General features: G+C 48.4%; 25 protein-coding genes. 15 read left to right on the forward strand and 10 right to left on the reverse strand.

What is annotated here, in order from left to right:
- Positions 1-237: 237 nt before the first annotated feature.
- Entirely contained in the window at positions 238-1587 is a 1350-nt protein-coding gene (locus tag AC1HCZ_RS03250) for a M17 family metallopeptidase (RefSeq protein ID WP_479462111.1), read from the forward strand.
- 12 nt (positions 1588-1599) lie between these two features.
- Positions 1600-1968 (forward strand): hypothetical protein, encoded by a 369-nt coding sequence (locus AC1HCZ_RS03255; protein ID WP_479462112.1) that lies wholly within the window; start codon positions 1600-1602, stop codon positions 1966-1968.
- A 14-nt stretch (positions 1969-1982) separates the two neighbouring features.
- On the opposite strand, the gene AC1HCZ_RS03260 is transcribed toward AC1HCZ_RS03255, so the two are convergent.
- The 3 genes from AC1HCZ_RS03260 to AC1HCZ_RS03270 are packed head-to-tail and all read right to left on the reverse strand — an operon-like array spanning position 1983 to position 3826.
- Positions 1983-2297 carry a hypothetical protein gene (locus AC1HCZ_RS03260; RefSeq protein ID WP_479462113.1) on the reverse strand — a complete coding sequence of 105 codons (315 nt, stop codon included), beginning with the start codon at positions 2295-2297 and terminating at the stop codon, positions 1983-1985.
- Positions 2298-2312: 15 nt separating this feature from the next.
- Positions 2313-3230 (reverse strand): nucleotide-binding protein, encoded by a 918-nt coding sequence (locus tag AC1HCZ_RS03265; RefSeq protein WP_479462114.1) that lies wholly within the window; start codon positions 3228-3230, stop codon positions 2313-2315.
- Entirely contained in the window at positions 3227-3826 is a 600-nt protein-coding gene (locus AC1HCZ_RS03270) for a hypothetical protein (RefSeq protein WP_479462115.1), read from the reverse strand. Before AC1HCZ_RS03270 ends, AC1HCZ_RS03265 begins: the two co-directional genes overlap by 4 nt.
- Positions 3827-3906: 80 nt before the next feature.
- Here AC1HCZ_RS03270 and AC1HCZ_RS03275 point away from each other — a divergent pair, with 80 nt between their 5' ends.
- Genes AC1HCZ_RS03275 through AC1HCZ_RS03290 form a run of 4 tightly spaced genes read left to right on the forward strand, consistent with a single transcriptional unit; the run spans position 3907 to position 6314 of the window.
- Positions 3907-4470, forward strand: a complete 564-nt coding sequence (locus tag AC1HCZ_RS03275) for a hypothetical protein (protein ID WP_479462116.1) — start codon at positions 3907-3909, stop codon at positions 4468-4470.
- Positions 4463-5197 (forward strand): hypothetical protein, encoded by a 735-nt coding sequence (locus AC1HCZ_RS03280; RefSeq protein WP_479462117.1) that lies wholly within the window; start codon positions 4463-4465, stop codon positions 5195-5197. The genes AC1HCZ_RS03275 and AC1HCZ_RS03280 overlap by 8 nt, the downstream gene beginning before the upstream one ends.
- On the forward strand, positions 5194-5649 hold the full coding sequence (locus AC1HCZ_RS03285; RefSeq protein ID WP_479462118.1) for a hypothetical protein: 456 nt from the start codon (positions 5194-5196) through the stop codon (positions 5647-5649). The genes AC1HCZ_RS03280 and AC1HCZ_RS03285 overlap by 4 nt, the downstream gene beginning before the upstream one ends.
- 2 nt (positions 5650-5651) lie before the next feature.
- A complete protein-coding gene (locus AC1HCZ_RS03290; RefSeq protein ID WP_479462119.1) occupies positions 5652-6314 on the forward strand; it encodes a hypothetical protein in 663 nt (220 codons plus the stop codon).
- A 2-nt stretch (positions 6315-6316) separates the two neighbouring features.
- Here the strand turns inward: AC1HCZ_RS03290 and AC1HCZ_RS03295 are convergent, their stop codons facing one another.
- From AC1HCZ_RS03295 to AC1HCZ_RS03305, 3 genes are read right to left on the reverse strand one after another with little or no spacing between them, the layout of a single operon-like run.
- On the reverse strand, positions 6317-7342 hold the full coding sequence (locus AC1HCZ_RS03295; RefSeq protein ID WP_479462120.1) for a methionine synthase: 1026 nt from the start codon (positions 7340-7342) through the stop codon (positions 6317-6319).
- Positions 7343-7347: 5 nt separating this feature from the next.
- The gene (locus AC1HCZ_RS03300; RefSeq protein WP_479462121.1) at positions 7348-8346 is read right to left on the reverse strand and encodes a hypothetical protein; all 999 of its coding nucleotides are present in this window, start codon (positions 8344-8346) and stop codon (positions 7348-7350) included.
- 39 nt (positions 8347-8385) lie between these two features.
- Entirely contained in the window at positions 8386-8964 is a 579-nt protein-coding gene (locus AC1HCZ_RS03305; protein ID WP_479462122.1) for a class I SAM-dependent methyltransferase, read from the reverse strand.
- A 185-nt stretch (positions 8965-9149) separates the two neighbouring features.
- Between AC1HCZ_RS03305 and AC1HCZ_RS03310 the strand changes: the two genes are divergently transcribed.
- Positions 9150-10361, forward strand: a complete 1212-nt coding sequence (locus tag AC1HCZ_RS03310; RefSeq protein ID WP_479462123.1) for a winged-helix domain-containing protein — start codon at positions 9150-9152, stop codon at positions 10359-10361.
- A gap of 289 nt (positions 10362-10650) precedes the next feature.
- On the opposite strand, the gene AC1HCZ_RS03315 is transcribed toward AC1HCZ_RS03310, so the two are convergent.
- Positions 10651-11478, reverse strand: coding sequence for a putative RNA uridine N3 methyltransferase (locus AC1HCZ_RS03315; RefSeq protein WP_479462124.1), 828 nt, complete (start codon positions 11476-11478; stop codon positions 10651-10653).
- A 210-nt stretch (positions 11479-11688) separates the two neighbouring features.
- Between AC1HCZ_RS03315 and asd the strand changes: the two genes are divergently transcribed.
- Positions 11689-12741 (forward strand): aspartate-semialdehyde dehydrogenase, encoded by a 1053-nt coding sequence (gene asd, locus AC1HCZ_RS03320; RefSeq protein ID WP_479462125.1) that lies wholly within the window; start codon positions 11689-11691, stop codon positions 12739-12741.
- On the opposite strand, the gene AC1HCZ_RS03325 is transcribed toward asd, so the two are convergent.
- Positions 12729-13361 (reverse strand): NYN domain-containing protein, encoded by a 633-nt coding sequence (locus AC1HCZ_RS03325; protein ID WP_479462126.1) that lies wholly within the window; start codon positions 13359-13361, stop codon positions 12729-12731. The two genes, asd and AC1HCZ_RS03325, sit on opposite strands and share 13 nt — an antisense overlap.
- A gap of 94 nt (positions 13362-13455) precedes the next feature.
- On the opposite strand from AC1HCZ_RS03325, the gene hisG reads away from it, so the two are divergent.
- A complete protein-coding gene (hisG, locus tag AC1HCZ_RS03330; protein ID WP_479462127.1) occupies positions 13456-14307 on the forward strand; it encodes an ATP phosphoribosyltransferase in 852 nt (283 codons plus the stop codon).
- Here the strand turns inward: hisG and AC1HCZ_RS03335 are convergent.
- Positions 14296-15150: a hypothetical protein gene (locus tag AC1HCZ_RS03335; RefSeq protein WP_479462128.1), complete on the reverse strand. Its 855-nt coding sequence runs from the start codon at positions 15148-15150 to the stop codon at positions 14296-14298. The genes hisG and AC1HCZ_RS03335 overlap by 12 nt on opposite strands.
- 18 nt (positions 15151-15168) lie before the next feature.
- On the opposite strand from AC1HCZ_RS03335, the gene cmk reads away from it, so the two are divergent.
- Positions 15169-15687 (forward strand): (d)CMP kinase, encoded by a 519-nt coding sequence (gene cmk, locus AC1HCZ_RS03340; RefSeq protein ID WP_479462129.1) that lies wholly within the window; start codon positions 15169-15171, stop codon positions 15685-15687.
- On the opposite strand, the gene AC1HCZ_RS03345 is transcribed toward cmk, so the two are convergent.
- Complete coding sequence (locus tag AC1HCZ_RS03345) at positions 15668-16522, reverse strand: Mrp/NBP35 family ATP-binding protein (protein ID WP_479462130.1); 855 nt, start codon at positions 16520-16522, stop codon at positions 15668-15670. The two genes, cmk and AC1HCZ_RS03345, sit on opposite strands and share 20 nt — an antisense overlap.
- A gap of 71 nt (positions 16523-16593) precedes the next feature.
- Here AC1HCZ_RS03345 and AC1HCZ_RS03350 point away from each other — a divergent pair, with 71 nt between their 5' ends.
- The 5 genes from AC1HCZ_RS03350 (at position 16594) to AC1HCZ_RS03370 (ending at position 20037) form a co-directional block, all read left to right on the forward strand.
- Positions 16594-16797 carry a hypothetical protein gene (locus AC1HCZ_RS03350; RefSeq protein ID WP_479462131.1) on the forward strand — a complete coding sequence of 68 codons (204 nt, stop codon included), beginning with the start codon at positions 16594-16596 and terminating at the stop codon, positions 16795-16797.
- Between the two features lie 3 nt (positions 16798-16800).
- Positions 16801-17556, forward strand: a complete 756-nt coding sequence (gene mvk / locus AC1HCZ_RS03355) for a mevalonate kinase (protein ID WP_479462132.1) — start codon at positions 16801-16803, stop codon at positions 17554-17556.
- A 131-nt stretch (positions 17557-17687) separates the two neighbouring features.
- A complete protein-coding gene (locus AC1HCZ_RS03360; RefSeq protein WP_479462191.1) occupies positions 17688-18242 on the forward strand; it encodes a Reeler domain-containing protein in 555 nt (184 codons plus the stop codon).
- Positions 18243-18343: 101 nt separating this feature from the next.
- Entirely contained in the window at positions 18344-18616 is a 273-nt protein-coding gene (locus AC1HCZ_RS03365; protein WP_479462133.1) for a UPF0147 family protein, read from the forward strand.
- Between the two features lie 11 nt (positions 18617-18627).
- Positions 18628-20037: a ribonuclease FAU-1 family protein gene (locus AC1HCZ_RS03370; protein WP_479462134.1), complete on the forward strand. Its 1410-nt coding sequence runs from the start codon at positions 18628-18630 to the stop codon at positions 20035-20037.
- Positions 20038-20065: the final 28 nt, after the last annotated feature.

The raw sequence follows: 20065 nt of genomic DNA on the forward strand, positions 1-20065 counted from the left end.
GGGGCCTTATACTCACCTTCGGAAAAGTTATGTAGGTGCTTACTCTGCACGGGGCCTCTCAGGGAGTGATGTGAAACCCCCGACTGACCTCTCTCGCCTCGAGGCATGAGGAAGCTCGGCGCATCTGACCTTAAATTCGACTCAGCGTAACTCTGACTCCTCACCGAGACCTCGGGCTTGCCGAGTTATCATCATCGCCCTTAACTCTCCCGGCTTAACCTACCTACGGCTGAGAGGTTGCTGAAACTAAAGTTGACGGACGTCCCTCCGGAAAGGTTAGTAGGTATAAAAGTTAAAATATTTAAGAACAAAGAGGATTTCGTTGACTTTGCCTCACCCTTCTACACTGTAGAAGAGGTAAAGCCCAATACGATCCTAAAAGTAAAGAAGGACGGAGAGGGCTATGTAGCCGCTTTCTGCGAAGACGATTTCGAGTGTGCAACTTCGCTGGGCAAAGTCCTAAGGAAGTTGAAGAGCAGCGTAGTCGACGTAACAGAAATAGAAGATCCTTACCCGTACATAACTGGCATAGCGTTGACCGCTTGGGAATTCGACAAGTACAAGTCCGAGAAAAGTGATGTAGAAGTCGTTTTCAGTATATCTAAGAAGGAAGCAGCAGAAGAAGCCTTGAGACACGCGGAGGCGCAGATGTTTGCCAGAGAGCTTGCTTCCGAACCACCCAACGTCTTGAACCCAAAAACCTTCCCCGATAGAGTAATTGAAAAAGCCAAAGGATTGCCCATAAAAATAGAAGTTCTCGACGAGAACGACCTTAAGAAGGAGGGATTAGACCTACTCTTGGCTGTCGGCAAGGGTTCCGACGTACCTCCTAGGATGCTCATATTGAGGTATGAAGGGGGCGGAGAGAGGGTCGCCCTCGTAGGAAAGGGGATTACATTCGATGCCGGAGGATATAACTTGAAGCCGTCAAATTACATGAAAAACATGCACGCTGACATGAGCGGTGCAGCCGCAGTCGCCGCCGCCACGATCTATGCAGCCAAAATGAACTTGAACATCAATGTGGAAGCATACATTCCACTGGCGGAGAACCTAGTCTCGGGGAGAGCTTACAAAATGGAAGACATAATAAGGAGCTATGGTGGTAAATACGTGCATATAGGTAACACCGACGCTGAGGGCAGGCTTATTCTGGCGGACGCCTTGGCTTATGCCAAACGCGCTTCGCCCAAGGTAACTTTCACTTTAGCGACTTTGACCGGCGCTCAAATAATTGCCCTTGGCTACGACATAGCTGCGCTCTACGCCACTCATGAAGAGGACGTCAAGAAGGTAGAAGAAGCGTCAAAGCGCACGAGGGAGTTAGTGTGGAGAATGCCCCTGTATGAGAAGTATAAAGAGGAGTTAAAGCATCCCAGTGCAGACTTGAGTAACGTCGGGAAGGGCAGAGGGGCAGGTAGCATAATCGGAGCACTGTTCTTGAAGGAGTTCGCGCCGGAGAGGTGGGTGTACTTAGACATAGCTGGCCCGGCTATGGCCCACGAGGCCAACGCTTGGTGGTGTTCCCCGTACCCCACCGGCTGGGGAGCCCGGTTAATGCTAGCAACTCTGAAGAGCTATCAGTAGAGGTGAAAAGCCGTGCCAGTGAGGGTCAGCGAGCATAAGTCGTTTAAAGAGCTTCTGGACGAAATGTCAAAAGAGTTAACGCTGAACTTGGATGGAATCAAAGGAATGCTGAAGATAATCTTAGAAGAGGAGTGGAAAGGAAGCGGAGTGGGCTCCGCGTCGTACCCCAGAATGAAGGTTCTTGTCGATCCTAACGATGAATTAGTAAAAGATCAAGTCATTCCAGTGCTCTCTGAGGTAGTTAACAACGTTAGGGCCTTGCGGTCCTCCATCGCAGTATTTAAAGCTCTCTTCTCGAAAAGCGAGCTGGAAACCGAACTAAAGCTAAAGGCCATATGGGATGGATCTCATGTAAGAGTAGTGATAGTATCCACTTCTTGAAAAACGCTCTCGGCTCACTCTACCTTTTTGAGGCCGGCCATGACTAGGACGCTGTCCGCGACGAAACTCATACTTATGTAACCTCTCTCAGCATTGACCACAACGTCCAACTGCCTCTTCTCGACGCTGTACATCTTTAACTCTCTCTCCGAAATGCTTTTCAAGTCGTGAAATATGTTTATTACAATATCGTAAATCTCGCTGATCTTGTCTAGCTTTATATTTTCGTAATCAACCACTTCTAACTTAGTCCCTTTCAGTTCATAAACTACGTACCAGTCTACTTTGTAGCCCGGAACTTCATGCACCTTCCACTTCTTCTGTGCCATCTCCGAACCCCCTCCTTAAAGCACCTTCAAGTGCAACGCTACGCAACCCACAGGTTTGTCCCCTCTGGCTATCCTCATCGCTGCGTCCCTCAGGACCTTCAAAGCCGCCGATTCCGTGGGCTTATAGTTTATGCTCGCAGGAGGGGCTGCTCCGGACACCTTAACGTCGTAAAGTTTGCCGTCGAATGGCACGAAGACCACGTAGCGGGCGGCGAACTTCTTGCACAGCTCCGGAGCCTTGGCCACCGCCGCTCGGTACTCGTGATGAACTGGTTTTATCATGTTAACGAACACCATGTATATCGGGAGGCTGGGGTAGAACATCTCGACGTACCTTGCCGCGTACTCTGCAGTGGTGGGCACGGCATCTATCACTATATTGAGCCAATGAGTAGCGCTGGCGGCCACCTTGTGGAAGGGGGCCGGCGCGGGTCCGCTAGGGACTGGATAGTCGTTGAACACGATGTCGTGTGTGTTAGATAAGTAGTTAACCAGACTTACGGCTCTCTCTCTGATCTTATTATAGTTGTCCTCGAGTTCTTCAGCTAATCTCTTTACCTTTCCTCTGACCAATGCTTCCTTATCAGATGCGGGAACCAAATCTACCTCTATGACTTTCCCTTCGGCCGTGGTGAAGCTGACCTTCCTGACTACTTCGTCTGGCGTGGCCTCGCCCATTAATAGCTCTAAGAGGCCAGGACCTTCCGAGGAACCGAGCAACCTGGACGTCAATCTGGGCGACCACAAGTCCCAGTCTATCATTGCCACTTTGTAGTCCCTCTGTGCTATTAGGAATGCTATTTCTACGGTTATGCTGGTCTTCCCGACACCGCCCTTAGGGCTCATAGTACCGTAGACGTTCTCTTTCTCTATACCTACAACTATCTCTTCTCCTTTCCTCTTCTTTTTGAAGAACAGTATCACGCCTATCACCCAGAGACTACCTTTACTTTGAACAAGTCACCGACTCTACTTTCGAGCATCTTCTGCAGCTGCTCCATAATCCGCTTGGGGACCCTCTTACTCACAATCACTATCAGCTCGTGGTTGCTCAACTTTACCTCACCTTCCACACCTAACTCTTTGATTATATTTTCTATAACGTCCGCTACTTCATTCATTATTTCATCTGGCGGTATTACGGTCTCGCCCACCCCCGCCTCTACGAGCTCCTTGTCCGGTATGAAAAGTTCTATCCCAGGAATCAGCTGTACTAACTTCTTGACGTCCTCGGGCAGCGCCGCGACATCTAAGCCGGCACTCTCCATGGCCGACTCCACGCCCTTCTCAACCATGGCAGTGTGAGGTATGACGAGCAAAGCTAGGATGGCATCTTTAAAGTCGGCTTCGGAGGGCAGCTTCGGTTCGCCGGCAACCACTCTGTTGTTTTCTACTGTGAGTATGAATTTGTTCCACTTTAGGTCCTTTTTTAGTATCAACAGTATGGCTTTTCCGCTCTTTATTTTCTTAGCCTCTATCATTACCTCCTCTGGACCTCTTACCTTTTTAATATTCTTCTCCTCGGGCACCCCGTTGAGCCCCGTGTGAAAGGTTCACGGAAGCTTTAATTTTCTAGTACTAGTTCCACAAACGGAGGTTCCAGAGGTACTTGACAGAAACAATAGAGCTACCGAAGGGTTACTCGATCGTTAAGGGGGAATGTGGTGTCGAAGCGCTAAAGAAGATACTCAATAACTTGTGCACGAGGTTGACCGTAAGGAGCGGTCAAACCAAAGGAGCTTTCGTAGTGTGTAAAGGAAAGGTTGTAGAAGGCTCGTGGAAAGGGCTTAGGGGCTCTGAAGCTTGGGAAGCGCTATTGAGCGATATTTCCAAGAATTCCAATGATTTCCACCTAACGTTCTACCCAGCCCCATCCTCCCTAACGTTCACAGAGGACTTCGAAACGTCGGCTGATGTGGTGCTCGAGGAGACGGAAGCTAGATACTTCTCTGGGATAAGCGTAGTCGCACTCGGCAAACAAGTGTTGGCCATTGTCCACAAACTAACCAGCTTGGGATACGAAATAGAAGATATAAACATAAAGGTTGACAAGAAAGTAGCTTACATAGTGCTTATTGCTGAGAATTATGACCCTAACGTTGTGAAGAAGGTTGCACTTGAGTACCTAGAACCGTTAGGCATTAAAGAGATAAGGGTGGAAAGCCATGGCTGAGTTCTGTTGGTCGCTAGGAGGCCTTGTTAAGAGTGGTACAGACCTGTTAAGCTTGATAAACTATGTGACGTCAAATGGCCTCAACTGCAAGGTGAGCGTGGTGTGGCCTCCTCTGGACCTCTTGTTCGCCGAAGGTCACATCATGGGTTATAGGGGAGACTTGAGCGGCTTCTCGTTACCCAAAAAACTAGAAATCAACGTATACGAACTAACCGACGAAGAAATACTTATAGAACTTGAAGATAAGGACTACATCAAGCTAGACTCGATAGAAAGCTTAATATCTCTAATCAAAGAGATCGTGGTAAGGGAAGCCGTAGTCATTAAGAAGAAAGTTTACCCCGTGGCCCAGCTGATAGACCCCTCCTCGGTGAGTGTCGATACTGAGACGTGGGAGAGCTTTTCGTTGACCGTAGAGGAGCCCAAGGACGTGCTGGCCGAGATATTAAGCGAAGGATATAAGGCAATAAATGTCGTTTCGCTCACAGAGCGGTGGACGCTGGACGTCCTCGCATGTGGGTACAAGATACTCGGCGCTAGCCTCTACATGCCAGAGAGCGTTGAAACGATTAAGGGCGCTGACGCCTTCGTCTTTCCCTTGGAGAGCCCGGGGAAGTGGGTGATTACTGTAGCGAAGCCGTTCTTGTGTCCTAAGATTTCACTCTCGCTAGACCCGAGGCTTGATGAACGCCTCAAATCCGTCGAAACGGGGGTAGTGAAGCTATGATTATTACTGCGCTGGGCGTAGATTCCTTGATAGATAAACTAAAGAAAGAAATAGATGAAATAGAGAAGGAGCTGGCCGAATATGGAAATGTAATCTCAATCGTAATGGATCAAGGGAGGAAGGAGCTAGTGAGGTACAAGCTATTAGGATTTAAGACCAAGCCGCCGGAGAAGGAAGTTATCTCAGAATCTCCGCTAACAGTTCTTCATCAATCCCTACTGGTCTTTTCTAAAGATTTCGAAAAAGAGGTGGCCTCGGCCTTTAAGGAGTATAAAGAGGAGCTTCAAAACGTAATAGACCGTTTGAGTTCTCAACGCGAAACGTTTAAGGACCATATATTCTTCGTGTTCACTAAGGGTGCGAAAATCGTTGCAATATACGTTATCCCGCCCACTGTCCCGGGCTATGAAACCATTAGAGCGGAGTTAGAAAAGTTAGAAGGAGGTCGCTGAAAATGCCTTTCATAAGCAGAGGCAAGACTGTCGGCTTCCGGAGGGTAAATAGGTACACACCTCTGGAAAGTATATTGAGGGAGTTCGCCAAGAAAGGCTTCATAGGACGTTTTGTGTTTGACGGAACGTGCAAGAACGTAGGAAATGTAATACTGAGGATTGAAACGATTAGCGAGAAGATCGTGGCCCTGGAGGCCGAAGTGAACGGGGAGGTGCTCAAAGGAGGGGAAGCCCTCCGGATCTTTGAAGCGTGTAAAAACGAAGCTGAGGGGTTCGTAGAAGTAATAGAGTTAGACAGCGACATGATTATGATCGACCTAGAAGACAACCCCGACGCCAGGGTCAACTTGGTAATAGAAATACCCGCGCTGACGCTTAAGCTCTCTGCATTGCATGTGGCGGCTAAGGGCTCGGGTCTCGCCCTCGTGGGAACCATGCTCAAGGACGTCGCGTTATCCGAGTGTTTACTCGCAGAGGGCCTTATAGATGGGAATTGTAACGGTATAATAAAAGGTGAGATGTGTCCCGATAAGATTGAGTTAGTTATAGTTGTAAAAGACAACATAATACACATGAATAGGCCCGAAGAAGTCGAAGGCTCCTTCGTTGTAATATCTGAGAAATGTAAGATCGCTGAGTTCATTATGAAGGCTGTAAGAAAGTAAAATCACTCTTCGTAGCCCAGTTCTTTTCTAACTTCCTTAGTTGCCTCTACCATGACCTTCATCTTGTTAAACGCCACGTCCCTGTCTCCGAGGATCTTCAGGCCGCAGTCTGGCTTAACGTAGACCTTCTCTGGCGGCATTATCTCTAGTACCTTGTATATCGCGTTCTTCACGAATTCCTTACTTTCTACTTTTTTGGAGTGTATGTCTATTACTCCGTAACCCAGCTCTTTCCCGCTCGAGGCGTAGTCGTATTCCTTTATTGCTTCCAACAACTTGAAATTGTTGTTAACGAACTCCAAGTCGAACTGATCTACTGGGAATTCCAGCAGGTCTGGAAACAGCTTCTCTACTCGGCCGTGGCATATGTGAACTATCTTCTTAGCGTCGTCCATTCCTTGGAACACTATGGAAAGTGCCTCCTTGGTTATCTCTATGTCTTCTCTGTAGGGGTGGGTCGAGAGCGCCGGCTCGTCTACTTGGAGGTACCTCGCGCCCGCGTCGTAGAGAGCCTTGAGTTCCTTATGTAACTCCTTCGCTAAGTCTATTATGAGTTCTTTCTTATCTCCGTAGTACTCATTAAACGCCCAGTCAGCCATAGTATAGGGGCCGGTGATTATAGCCTTTACAGGTCTACCTTGAGCGTACTCCGAGGCATATTTCCAATCAGTTAAAGTCATGGGTCCCTTCCACCTTATCTTACCGACTACTACGGGCTTCCTGTAGTGGACGTTGTCGAATATTCTGACCCAATCCTCTGGCTTATTGCCTACTACAAAGCCATCCATTCTCTCAGCGAAGTACACTTCCATGTCTTCCCTTCTCTGTTCTCCGTCGGAAATGATGTCCACTCCCGCCTTTATCTGATCTTCGACGGCCAACCTAATTGCTTCTTTGATCATTTTTTCGAACTCTTCGCTGCTGATCTCACCTTTGTAGAACTTCTTTAAAGCTTCCTTGGCTATCGGAAATTTTGGATAACTGCCCACTACAGTCGTGGGGAGGGCTTTGGGGACTCTGTAACTCATATCGCTCACCCCTCGTTAACAAGTTCCCTCAACTTAAAGGCTATCTCAGCTAACCTCCTCATTTTCTTCCTAATGTACGAATATGGTAATACGTCGTATCTATAGCTGGCGCTTATGTGTATCTCATTGGCATCTACTTCTTCTATTAAGTTTAGCGTTTTCGCCGCTGTTTCTTCTATATGCTCCAATTTGACGTTCAATGAATCTGTCACGCCCAACTCTATTATTGGGTACGGGTATCCGTACTCGGAGAAAGTAGCCTTAGCGTCGTCATAATTCCATGCAGTCATGTCGAAACCAATTCCGTCGACTGATAGGTCTAACATCATCTCGTATACGTTCTCGGGATTCTTGAAGTATGTTTTAACAATTACCGGAATGTCAACAGCATGGGCTATTACGTTTATGTATTCTATTCCTAACTGCTTCAGCTCTGCCGGTACTTCAGGGTCAACGAGCGCCGGTTCCTCTAGGTACATATAATCTACATACTGACTTAACGCTATTGCCTCGTACATTAAGGCTGAAGCTATGTCTGACATGAGTTCTTCCATCCTCTTGTAGTACTGATTGTCCACGTGGAGGGAGAAGGTTAGGGGACCGGGTAGGTGGGCTTTAATGGGTCTCGGACTGACTTGGAACGCCAGCTTGTGTTCTCCCAGCGTCACTGGCCTCAGAGGATAAATGGGTCCTTTGACCTTAGCGCGCTTGTAGTAGAAATTTAGTTCGTAGAACCTATAATACCCACCCACTTCGGGAAGCTCGAAGCCGTCCCACGTTGCCGTGAATGGACGGAACAAATCGTCCCACAGCAGATGTCCTGTGGTGAGTAAGTCCAACCCTTCTTCGATTTGCTCCATCATTACCTTCCTAGTACTCCTCTCCCAAGCGCTCCGAAGAGAGGCGAAGTCGAGCTTGCCGGCGTTATATGTGTCGATGCTCTTTCGCAGCTCGGGCGGCCGCGGATACCCTCCGGGGTGAGAGGCGACTACTTTCAGCCTCACGTTCTTTCCCTAATGGGTCCGAGGCTCGATCCACAATATTTATGTTCTCTCTGCCCTTCCAAAAACTAAACAGAACCCTCCCATGTCGCGCCACTCACGCACCTTCAATCCAGCTCTTTCAATTACATCCTTCCTGATCAACCTTTTCGAACCTATTATTTTTAAGAGGATTGCTGACCAACAGAAACCCTTGGCAACCTCCCCAAAGAGGTAGAGCGGGGAGACCCTGGCTATTTCTCTTAAAGCTTCAACCTTTTCTTGATCTGTTAAGTGGTGTATCATCGTGAAGGTAATTGTTGCTTTAAAGCTGTCCGATCTGAACGGTAGGAGCGTTGCAGTACCTAATACGCAGTCGAAGGGTTCCTCTTCCAGCCTCTCCTTTGCGATGCGCAACAGCTTTTCAGATATGTCCAAACCTACGCCGTAGCACTTATGCGTAACCGTTTGTATGAATCGACCCGTGCCGCAACCCACTTCTAGGATTCTGGAGCCCTCTCCCACCTCGCGCGCCACCTCGTGGTAATATCCTCTTTCTATGAACTTAATGGCAACTACGTCGTCGTGGAGTGGATATATCTTTTCTAATACTTTCGTAATTAGTTTCTTCCTGGCGTGCACTCTGCCCTTCCCTGCAGGAGACTTGGACAAACCACTATTACAGTACAACTGCGCAGTTCGTCCAAATTATGGACTACTCTATTGGATTGCTAAGTGAGCAGTCCAAACGTGTCGTACAGTTGTCCAAACAACGTTTCCCTTCGCTTTATCTTTCTGGACCGCTAGATCTAATCCGGGTAGCACCAATGGGTCCAGCCGACTTCTACGAACTCATCAAGAGGTTCGAACCAGTGCCGCTGGACGGTGACATGCTGAAATACTATGTAAAGAGGTATGAACCCGACGAACTCTTCGAAAAGTTGGCTTACGAAAAAGTTATGTCTGACAAGGGAACGTCAAAAGTAACAGTGGTGGGCAGCTACGGCCTCGGGAAAACTACGTTCTTGAACTTCTGGAGGAGTCGTTTTGACGTACCTTACCCCCGTTCTCCCCTGGAAGCTTCAATGAAAAAGTATATACCTATCGTGGTGAAGGTAACTTACGATGACAATCCCCAGAAGTTCTTTTACAGCTTGCTTAAGGGTATCGAAAAAGGGTTCAAAAAGCCGGGATGGATATACTATGTGAGCGTAAACCAAGAATACGAAAAACTATTCAAGTACATAACGCAAGTTGTTGAAAACGTCCTCACGAGGTACGAGAGGCTGGGGCGCGTAGACCTAGAAACGATGAAGTCTGCAATCGGTTTCATATTAGAGAATACGAGCGTACCTATAGTATTCATGATAGATGGCTTCGTAGTCTCCGACTCCTTCGAAGTCATCGCCTTCTGGTTTGATAATATACTTCAAGGCCAGAACAAAGCTAGCTTCATAATAACCTTGACGCCCGATGCACTCCAGACGTTTAGGATGAGGTACCCCTTTATAGTCAGCAAATTCATAGAAATAAGAATCCCGGGTTATACTGCAGAAGAAGTGAAGGAAGTATTCCGGAGACGCGTAGAGGGTTTCGCGTCTCCCGAGAACCCCTACTATCCCTTCAAAGAAGAATGGATAGAAAATATCTGGTCTCACTTCCCCATCCTCAGAGACGCAATCAAAGTCGCGCAGAGGGCACTTACGTACGCAGCTAAAGAGGGTATCCTCTTCGAGAAGCACATAGAGTTGGCAATAAAAGAGGCTGAGAGGGCTATGGAAACTACTGTTCTTTTTGAACTAGACGAACTCGACCGGATGATCTTGAAGGCCCTTACCGAGCTCAGAGAAGCTGGTCCGAGTGACGTCACCAAGTGGCTCAAGGCACAAGGCTACGACGTAGCCAAGAGTACTGTACACTACAGGTTGAAGGAACCTCTCTCGAAAAAGGGACTCGTCGAAAAGGTCGGTAAGAGTGGAAAGAGAGGTAAGTACAGGATAGCGGATCGTCGTCTTATAGACCTGCTCAAGTATCTCTAAGGTATATTTGGATGCAACTTGGACTGCGGTTGGACACCCTGGGACAAGCATTCGGACACGACTTCGTCTAGCCTTTTGGACGTACGCATCGGAGTTCGTGTACAGCTTTGTTCTCTATCGTCTACGTTTCTGTATTTTCACCAAGCGAATAGAACTATTATACAAAACATGTCTAAAAACAAAGTTTGAATTTTGTAAGAAGTTTAGCCTCCTCAGTAGGAGCAGTACGAAAGCGGGTCCAACGTCGTGTCCAAATGTTGTCCAAACCAAGTCCAAATTTCGGCCAAACTTACCTAGTCTCACAAATCCCGCCCTCAAGCGAGTTCCACACCGCAGTGAATCCCCAGACCGCCTCCTCGAGTCTTACTGTTCTGACACCTTGACACGGGAACAAGTTGACGAGTGCATCCAACTCTAACTCAGGATATTTGTCAATCAGGCCCTTGTCCGGCGAGCCGAACAACACCCCTAAGTTATAACCCAAATATTCCCGCAACGTGCCCGGCCACGACCCTCGGCGGCTGGTACCTAACGTCTTGAAACCTCTGGTCTTGTAGAATCGAACGAGTTCGTAGATGTTTTCGAAGTAGTTCACTTCGAACCCCAAGTACTCGCCTCTCCATATGCCTCTCCTTGAAGGTAAGACTTTAACTACCCTATTCTTGTCGTTAAAACCTATCAAGACTAAAGTGTTCTTTTTACATTTCTTTATATTATGTACTATTGTTTTATCTCCAACGTTTATTGTTGCTATCGACCCCTTCTTGCACTCAACTATTAATCCGAACTTGAAGAACAATCCCTCTTCTCTATCCCTAAAGCCTTCATTCATTGCTTTGACGGCGAGAGGAGGCAGTACTCCCGCGTACTTGAGCTCCGGCCTTAAGGGGACTGTCAGCTTTCTCAAGTACGTAGGGTACGACAAGTACTCTAAGACGGACATTAGCACGTCGAAGCCCGGCCCCTTGGGGCCGTAAACGTCCACACCCTCTGCTCTAAGGGCAGCCGCTGCGCGCGCTAAGTACCCCGCGACCAAGGTCTTTTCGCGCAGAGAGGGGTTGCTGGAGAGGGCGTCGGCGGGGATAGCCACTCTAATACGTCTGAACGGACACTTCAATTCCAAACCCGTTCTGGGTCAGAAAGGTTGTATCTAAATAGAGTCACTTTTTACCCTTTTTCTGAACCCTCTTTTCTACTTTGCTCCTGTCGGAACTCCTTTCCATGAACAAGCTGGTCCTCTGCCTTCCTCCCATCCCGTTACACCCCGGGAACCCCAAAGTGGTGGGGATTAAATCTAAATCAGCCTAGAGCATTATGGGAGGAAAGCTTGGACAAGCTCAAGGTGGCCGTCTTAGGGGCTACCGGAATGGCGGGTCAATGGTTTGCTTCGTTGCTCGAGGATCACCCGTACTTCGAGCTGGTCGCGTTGGGAGCTTCAAAGAGGTCGGCCGGCAAGAAGTATAAAGAAGCCGTCAAATGGGTTATCCCTCGTCCCTTCCCAACCAAGTTCTCCGACTACGTGGTGTTCGACGCCTCCGACCCCGATTCCTTGCCCGAGAAAGTTGACTTAGTGTTATCGGCCCTTCCTAGCGAGGTCGCCGGCGAAGTAGAGTTAAAATACTTAAAAAAGGGATTTAACGTAGTTTCGAACGCATCCCCGTTTAGGTTAGAACCCGATGTCCCTCTCATGAACCCAGAAGTTAACTGGGAACACCTAGAACTCTTGAAGAAGCAAGAGAGGTGGGGCGGGAAGTTAGTTAAGAACCCTAACTGCACCACAGCAGTTTTGACGTTACCACTCAAACCAATTATGGATGAATTCGGTATCAAGGAGATAACTGTGACTACGCTACAAGCTATAAGCGGGGCGGGGTTCGCAGGGCTCACCGCGTACTCTATAGTCGATAACGTAATACCTTACATTGCAAAGGAAGAATACAAGGTCAAGGTTGAGTCGAAGAAAATTTTGGGAAAGCTTGAGAACGGTTCCATAGCCCCAGCAAGCTTCGTCGTAGAGGCCACGACAACTAGGGTCCCGGTCTTGGACGGTCACACTGAAGTCGTTTACATAACTACTGAGAGGTCCGTTGATGTCGAACAAGTAAAAAACGTTTTGAATGGGTTCGAAAGCGAACCCCAACGCTTGGGGCTACCGACAGCTCCGACAAAGCCCTTAGTACTCGTAGAGCAAGAGGACCGTCCACAGCCCAGACTGGACAGGATGAACGGTAACGGCATGGCTGTTACTGTGGGGAGGATAGAGATAACAGAGGCTAATAGAATAAGAATGGTAATCGTCGGTCATAACTTGCTAAGGGGCGCCTCCGGGATCAGTCTCTTAACAGCAGAGGTTATGTACAAGAAGGGTTACATAACATAGTATTTGCTGTAATCCTCTCCTTCAGACCTTTCAGAGGTTTCGAGCAACTGGGGGCAGAGGGGTTCTTCCTCCTTAGTCTTCTTTCTCTTTTTCTTTGGTCTTATATCGGGATAGAAATAAGCTGTCTTCCCTATTATCATGTATCTAACGAGGCGGTGCTTATCCTTTATCCAAGGAAATAGAGACCTCCACTCCCTGAAGACGTCGTTACTAACCACTACCCCGTACTCTCGGTCTGCTAGCGCCAGTATGAAATAATCAGCTGGCGTGCCCGCGGGGGCTTGGAGCACGAACCCTTTTGCTATTAATCTTTCCAAGATTTCGGGTTTGTCGACTTTGTGCCGTAAGGAGGCGTCAGCTATGGCGTAAACTTCGAAGCCCCTCTCCTTGAGGGCGTTGATAACTATTAGTAAGTTTTCTATCCTACCCTTTTTCCCTACCTTTGGACCGTGCATGACGACGTTGGAAGCGTCGACGATTGCCACGTTCTGAGCAATCCTAACCCTAACCCTTCGGGGTCGGAGCTTCCTCTCAACAACTTTCATTACTTTTGGGTACAACGCGTTAGTGAGCAACGCCAGGGCAACAGCCACCACGGCAGTCGTCAGATATTCTGACAACGTTCCTTCAAGCCACGTCCGTTCTGCGATCTTTTTAGTTTGGTCCACTTGGTAGCGTTAAATTTCTCGTTCTCGAGTTGGGGTCCGGAGAGCCGTGAGGTTCGTAATACCGAGCAAGGGTAGGCTTAAGGAGGCTACTCTGGAACTCTTGGAGAAGGCCGGGATAAAACCGTCATACCTCGACTCCCGTGCCTTGATAGTCCCTTCAAACAAACCTGACTTAGATCTAGTTTTCGCGAGGCCGGAGGACATACCTTGGATCGTAGAGAGCGGTGCGGCTGAGGCGGGGATAACCGGCCACGATTACGTCGTCGAATCCGGGAGAGACGTTGCCGAGGTTCTCGATTTAGACTACGGTCATTCAAAACTAGTCTTAGCGGTACCCAGGGACTCCGGGATAAAGAGGCCGGAAGAGATACCTAGTGGCTTTAGGATAGCTACGAAATTTATCAACATAGCTATTGATTATTCCAAAAGAAAGAGTTTGGACGTGAAGATAGTGAAGGTTAGTGGCTCGGCAGAGGTAATGCCGGGCATAGGGGCAGCTGACGGAATAATAGACGTAATGTCGACTGGAACGACGCTTAAGTTACACGGTTTGATTCCGATAGACGTAATATTAACTAGCAGCGCCAGGTTGATAGCTAGGAAGGACATGCTGCACGATCCTCAAATAGAAACAATAAAATTAATGCTAGAGTCAGTTCTACGGGCTTCTAAGAAGAAACTAGTTATGATGAATGTACCTGACGACTCCTTGGATAATGTGCTTAAGGTGTTACCAGCTATGTCGGGTCCTACAATAAGCAAAGTTAAGAGTGAGATACCCGTGTGGGAGGTTATTGCGGCCGTGGATGAGGATATAATAGCTGACGTGATTGTGAAGCTAAAAAATGCAGGGGCCAAAGACATACTAGTACTTAATGTAGAGAGGCTAATCCCTTAGTTGGATAACTTTTCTTAAGAAGTCAGTTACGGCTACCAATAGGGGGGCTCCCAACATTATTGCTAGAACTTTATCGTCTATAGATATTATTATGTAACCAAACAACGTGTCTCCGCTCAATACAAAAACCTTGTTGTTTGTCAATACCTTCAAGGACTTTATACCCATTTTAAAGTCGAACGTTTGTACGCTTCTGGTGCCGTTGTATACAAACAGCTTCGAGCGTTGGGAGAACGCTAGGAGCTCGCCCCTAGCATCCACGATGTCGCAGCCCCTTCGCGAGACGAGCTTCACTTCGTCTCTGCTATAGACTGCATAAAGTCCGTCATCCGTGCAAACGTATAGATTGTTGTCTAAGGTTACGTCGTTTACGCGACTTTTGAAGGAGATACTGAACCCGCCGAGGAGATTGTGGACCTCGACAGAATTGCCTCTGACGATCACTATGACATTCTTATAAACTTTTACTAAGGTCGATTGGGGTATTACATAAGTCGTATTGTTTGCGAGATCTAATATAACAGAGGTGTTGTCCTCTTGCGCTACTAAGGCGATAAGCCTCTCGTTAGCATGACAGTAAGACGGTTCAAACCACACGTCTCTGAGCTTTACTGGACGAGGGATTTTAATGTAATATATCGAGATTCCTTCGTTTTCGGGTACGACAGCGTAGGGTCCGGCGAGGCAAGAGGGGGCCCTGGGCAGTTTAAACGAGGCAACGAGCGCGTTGCCTTGCCCATAAATTTGAACGTGGCCGTCCGTCAGAGCAACTACGATCCACTGACCATACGCGGAGAAGCAACAGACGTGGTGAAGAGACATTAATAGAGCCGTTAATATCATCGGAGGGCCGCGAAAGGCGTGACAGTAGTAATAATAAGTGGACCCCCGGGCAGCGGGAAGAGCACTGTAGCGAAGAGGTTGGCTTCAGAGCTAGGACTGAGATACGTCTCTGCAGGTTCCATGTTCAGGAGGTTAGCAGAAGAGATCGGGGTAACCCTCTTAGAACTAAATGAGATGGCGCTCGAGGATCCCGAGATAGACTTAAAGATAGACAAGATGGTACTCGAGGAAGCCAAGAGAGGGGACGTTATAATAGAGGCGCACTTGGGCGGCTGGGTCGCAGCGCCCTACGCGGACGTGAACGTCTACTTAACGGCCCCTCTAAAAGTGAGGGCCGAGAGGATAGCCCGGCGCGACAGCATAAGTTACGAAAAAGCGCTCGAAGAGATCATTCTGAGAGAAGAGGTGCAATGGATTAGGTTTAGGAAGCTTTACGGCTTTGACGTGGCTAGTCTAGAAATATTCGACTTAGTAATCAATACGGCTTTGATGAGGCCGGATGTTGTGGTCGAAACGATCAAGAGGACGTTACCTTAGCCTTCTCTACTTTCTCTACAATCTTGTCCGCTATCTTTAGGAAGGCTTTTGCCGCCGGGGTATCTGGGTACTCCACGAAGAACGGTATGCCCTTATCGTTGCTTTCCGAAATCCTCGGGTCGAGCGGTATGGATCCCAAGAAGTCCACGCCGGCCCTCTCTGCGACCTTCTTACCACCTCCGCTGCCGAATATCGGGTAGGTCTTTCCGTCACACGGACACGTGAAGCCCGACATGTTTTCTATGATGCCGAGTATGGGAACGTTCAACCTCTTTGCGAAGTTTACTGACTTCATCACTACTTTTTGAGATACTTCGGACGGGATTGTAACTATTACGGATCCCGTTAAGTTCGGGATCATCTGTGCTACTGTCAAAGGAGCGTCCCCCGTTCCGGGGGGCAAGTCTATTAGCATGTAATCAGCCTCTCCCCACAATACGTTTTCGAGGAGCTCCAGCATGGCGTTGGTAAGCATCGGCCCTCTCCATATAACCGGAGCTTCGTCGTCGGGAAGCATGAAGTCAACGCTAACTATCTTTACTCCCAAAGGTCCGGTCACGGGTATCAAGCCCTCGGGCGTGGCGTAGACCCTCTGTCCCTCTACCCCCATCATCTTCGGAATGCTGGGTCCGTAGAAGTCTGCGTCTAAAACGACGACTTTTTTACCTCTGTAAGCCAAAGCGAACGCCAAATTGGCGGTTACGAAAGACTTACCAACGCCTCCTTTACCACTCATCACGGCGATCTTGTACTTTATCCCGCTCAACCTATCAGCTATACTTTTTTGTATCTCTTGTATGGGCCTAAAGGGGAGCTTCTTCTGGTGTGCACTCAACTCCCTAAAACCCCGCGTCCCTCGTTACTGCTAAAATAAAAATCTAGTAGAGAAGCCCCGGGCAAGATTTGGTGGCCTTGGCTCGGGCTCCAACTAAAGTTACCTTGTTTGGCGAACATTCTGTAGTCTACGGTAAGCCCGCCATTGTGTTTTCTCTACCGATATACATAAAGGTAAAGTTAGCTCCAAGTGACGGGTTAGTAGTAATAACTGGACCAGTTAACTTGAGGAGTGTTGATTTGGTAATTTCTGAAGGTAGGATAGAGGTAGGCTAGTTAGTGAAGAAACAAATGGAAAAGTACATTTCATACGTTGTCAAGGCGTTGCAAGCCATCGGCGTAGAGTCGGTGAAAGTAGAGATCGAGTCTCCCATGCCCGTGGGAGCGGGGGTGGGTACTAGCGCGGCGGTCACTGTCGGCACTATAGCTGCGGCGTGCGCTATGAAGGGATGTGACCTAAAGAAGGAAAACATTGCCAAGATGGCGTGGGAGGTTGAGAAAAAGGTCCAAGGGAAGGCCAGTCCCATGGACACCTTTGCCTCGGCCTTGGGTGGTGTGCTATGGATAGAAAAGAAAGGTCCGGAGTGGAAGATTGAAAGATTGAACGTAAGTGAGCTTCCGTTGGTCGTAGGAATATTTGAAAAGAGGAAGACTACGGCTGAATTAGTAAACGAAGTGGCACTAAAGGTCCGTAGATCAGAAATCTACAAAGATATAATAGAAATTATGGGAAAAATAGCAGAGGAGGCCCGTAAGGCCCTAATCAAAGGGGATCTCAATGAGCTAGGAGAACTGATGAAAATAAACAACGCTATGTTGGAGTCCTTCGGGTTAGTGCCGAAAGACGTGTGTAATGCCGTTCACGCCGCAGAGCTTGCGGGCGCTTACGGAGTCAAGGTTTCGGGAGCCGGCAGCGGCGGAGCCGTTGTGGCATTGGCTGAAGACGCCAAGGCTGTTAGCGCGGCCCTCTTGGCTTCCGGTGCGAAGAAGGTCTTCGTCGCGAATAAGCCCTCGCGAGGTGTTGAACTTATATAACTGGCTACATTGGCGACGCCATATTTACGCCGTTTTTAAAAACCAGACGAAGGGACAGAGGATACGGGACGAGCGTGATGAAGAGGACCTCGTTGTTTCTCCTTACATTATTGGTTATGCCGCTCTTTGCCATGTCCAATGGCGCTCCCAATTTTGGGTGTACGATGTGTCACCAAGACGCGAAACCCCTCAGCCCCCAGCATATAATAATCAAGGGTCTCCCTCAGTATTACGAACCCGGTAAGAGCTACCGCATAACTATCGAGATAACTGACGCCAATAAGTGTACACCTGCCATGGCCGCTTGTGGCGGCTTTGCCCTCCAAGCGAGTGCGGGCGAGTTTAAGATCGTTGATCCAAGAGACACCTTCATAGCTCACCCCACGCCCACCGAAACTTACGTAACTCACACTAAGGAGGGCAGCTTGAAGAGGAGTTGGACTGTTGAATGGGTAGCGCCTAAGGAGAGGAAACCCGTAACTTTCAGAGTAGCCGTAATCGCGGCCAACGGCGACGGAGCTCCCTTCGGTGATTACTTCGGAATGAAGACCTTCGTGCTCCAGCCCGTCGTCCCCGGGGTAAACCCCACCGTAACTACTACCCAAGGTAACGTGATAACGATAACCAAGACCGTCTGGGTAACAATAACCATAACAAAGACTATAACTGTTACCTTGAACGGTTAAGGCAGTTTTTCTATCATTGATCTCCTACTACCACCTGCCTCCTTCTTTCCCCAAGCTTAAATTTCTCCCTTCGCTCGGCCTGAGCGAAGGGGGTGGTGATCGTGAGCGCGGCGAGCTACGATAACGAGGCTAAGATTCGGCAAGCGAAAACCATGCTCGTGAGAGTGATAAATGACCCGGCTGTCCCCCGAAACATAAGGAGGGCTTGCATAGAGGCCGTCAGGCACTTAGAGAACGAGCAGTTGAGTCCGGGCGTGAGGGCGGCCAACGCTATAAGCGCCTTAGACGAGATAGTACAAGACCCCAACATGCCTATACATACTAGAATAACCATATGGAACGTTGTAACTCTCCTCGAGACAGTGAAGGATTAAAGGGGTCGATAATGGAAAAACCCAGGGTAAGGGTAAGAGGTATTTATGCGACTGCAATAGCAAAGGTTTTGTTAGATGGAGGTCTCGAGTTGTGTGATCTTTCTAAGAAGCTTAAGGAAAGAATGGGTTACGAGGGTTCCCCAGAGCCCCCACACGTAACCGTTAAGCAATCTGACAGAGACCCAGACCAGCTCGTTACGATAGGCTTTCCTGAGGAGGCGGATCGAGTTATCCAAGTCCTCAGAAGGGCTTTACCGTACTCGATCCACTATATGGCTCACCCTAACTTGCATAGCGCCTATGTTATTAGAGTAGACGAGAACTGTAAAACTACTCTGGACGGCAATGAGATAAAGGTTATAGCCAAAGAGTGTTACGACGGGAAGAAGATAATTGCTGAGGTTGTGAGGTCCAGAGTATTTCCTAACGACCACGTTATCATGGAGGAGGGTTTTCGGGTAATAGGGTTCTACGCAGAAGTGGTTGTCGGTAGGGGCAGTGGAGTAACTTTCTCTAAGCACATAACTAATCTAGACACCAAGATGCTTTTAACGAACTTGGCATCGGAGGTCGTAAGGAGAGGAGTCAGAGTCCATTGGAGGAGTTCGGCTAAGAACGCAGACCCTCAAGTCCTTCTCGAGGAGCTCGAGAGGTTATACGACGAAGCCACGAAGATTATGGTAAGAGCAAGGGACGCTGATCACGGAACCGAAGTCTACCCGGGCGAGAGGTTAGATGTGGTCGAACTAACCTTAGAAGACAAGTTGGTATTGGATGAAATCCGATCGAAGGTCGTTCCAACTATGCCTTATCATCATACCTTGAAGTCTGGAGGCGACCGTATGGCGGCGGCGGTGGAGCTAGGCGACAAGATAGCTGCGGTTAGTGAGGTAAAAACCCGGAGCGTTATGGACTATATACTTGACATGGCAAAGGATATGAAGTACTTTAGCATAATCCATAAGAAGGTAGACGGCAACACGTACGTATTGGGCAAGGCCAAGGTTAAAGGAGACGTGGACGACTATTTGGTCTTGGAGAGGAGAAGTAAGGACTATGGAAAGTATGATGGGTTAGACGTAATGAAGGAGCCTGGAGACATTATAATGACTTTGGTAAAACCTTTCTCAAGACACTTAATTCATGTTTATTACGACCAATACGGCAACGAGAAGGGAGTGTACGTAAATGTAAATACTGGCATTGAGGTAGGCGAGGGTAACTTGAGGTATGTGGACTTAGAAATAGACATCATACGCAAAAACGAGGTGTGGGAAGTGATAGACGAGGACAAATTGGAAATGCTACCTGTCCCTCTCCGCGAGCTGGCCGTAGCTGAAGTTGAAAAGCTCCTCTCGCAACCCGAGCGGATAAAAGAAGTTGTCGCGAAGGCGCGAGAGCTGCTCTCTATTCAACTCTAAATTAGTCCTAGCTTACGGAAAGCCGTTT

The sequence above is a fragment of the Ignicoccus sp. genome, assembly GCF_056435145.1.

What these genes read in the sequence shown, in the direction of transcription:
- AC1HCZ_RS03280 (WP_479462117.1), top strand. Translation starts at nt 4,463, where the DNA reads ATGGCTGAGTTCTGTTGGTCGCTAGGAGGCCTTGTTAAGAGTGGTACA.
- AC1HCZ_RS03310 (WP_479462123.1), top strand. Translation starts at nt 9,150, where the DNA reads ATGGGTCCAGCCGACTTCTACGAACTCATCAAGAGGTTCGAACCAGTG.
- AC1HCZ_RS03360 (WP_479462191.1), top strand. Translation starts at nt 17,688, where the DNA reads ATGTCCAATGGCGCTCCCAATTTTGGGTGTACGATGTGTCACCAAGAC.
- AC1HCZ_RS03295 (WP_479462120.1), bottom strand. Translation starts at nt 7,342, where the DNA reads ATGAGTTACAGAGTCCCCAAAGCCCTCCCCACGACTGTAGTGGGCAGT.
- AC1HCZ_RS03285 (WP_479462118.1), top strand. Translation starts at nt 5,194, where the DNA reads ATGATTATTACTGCGCTGGGCGTAGATTCCTTGATAGATAAACTAAAG.
- AC1HCZ_RS03370 (WP_479462134.1), top strand. Translation starts at nt 18,628, where the DNA reads ATGGAAAAACCCAGGGTAAGGGTAAGAGGTATTTATGCGACTGCAATA.
- AC1HCZ_RS03335 (WP_479462128.1), bottom strand. Translation starts at nt 15,150, where the DNA reads ATGATATTAACGGCTCTATTAATGTCTCTTCACCACGTCTGTTGCTTC.
- AC1HCZ_RS03290 (WP_479462119.1), top strand. Translation starts at nt 5,652, where the DNA reads ATGCCTTTCATAAGCAGAGGCAAGACTGTCGGCTTCCGGAGGGTAAAT.
- AC1HCZ_RS03260 (WP_479462113.1), bottom strand. Translation starts at nt 2,297, where the DNA reads ATGGCACAGAAGAAGTGGAAGGTGCATGAAGTTCCGGGCTACAAAGTA.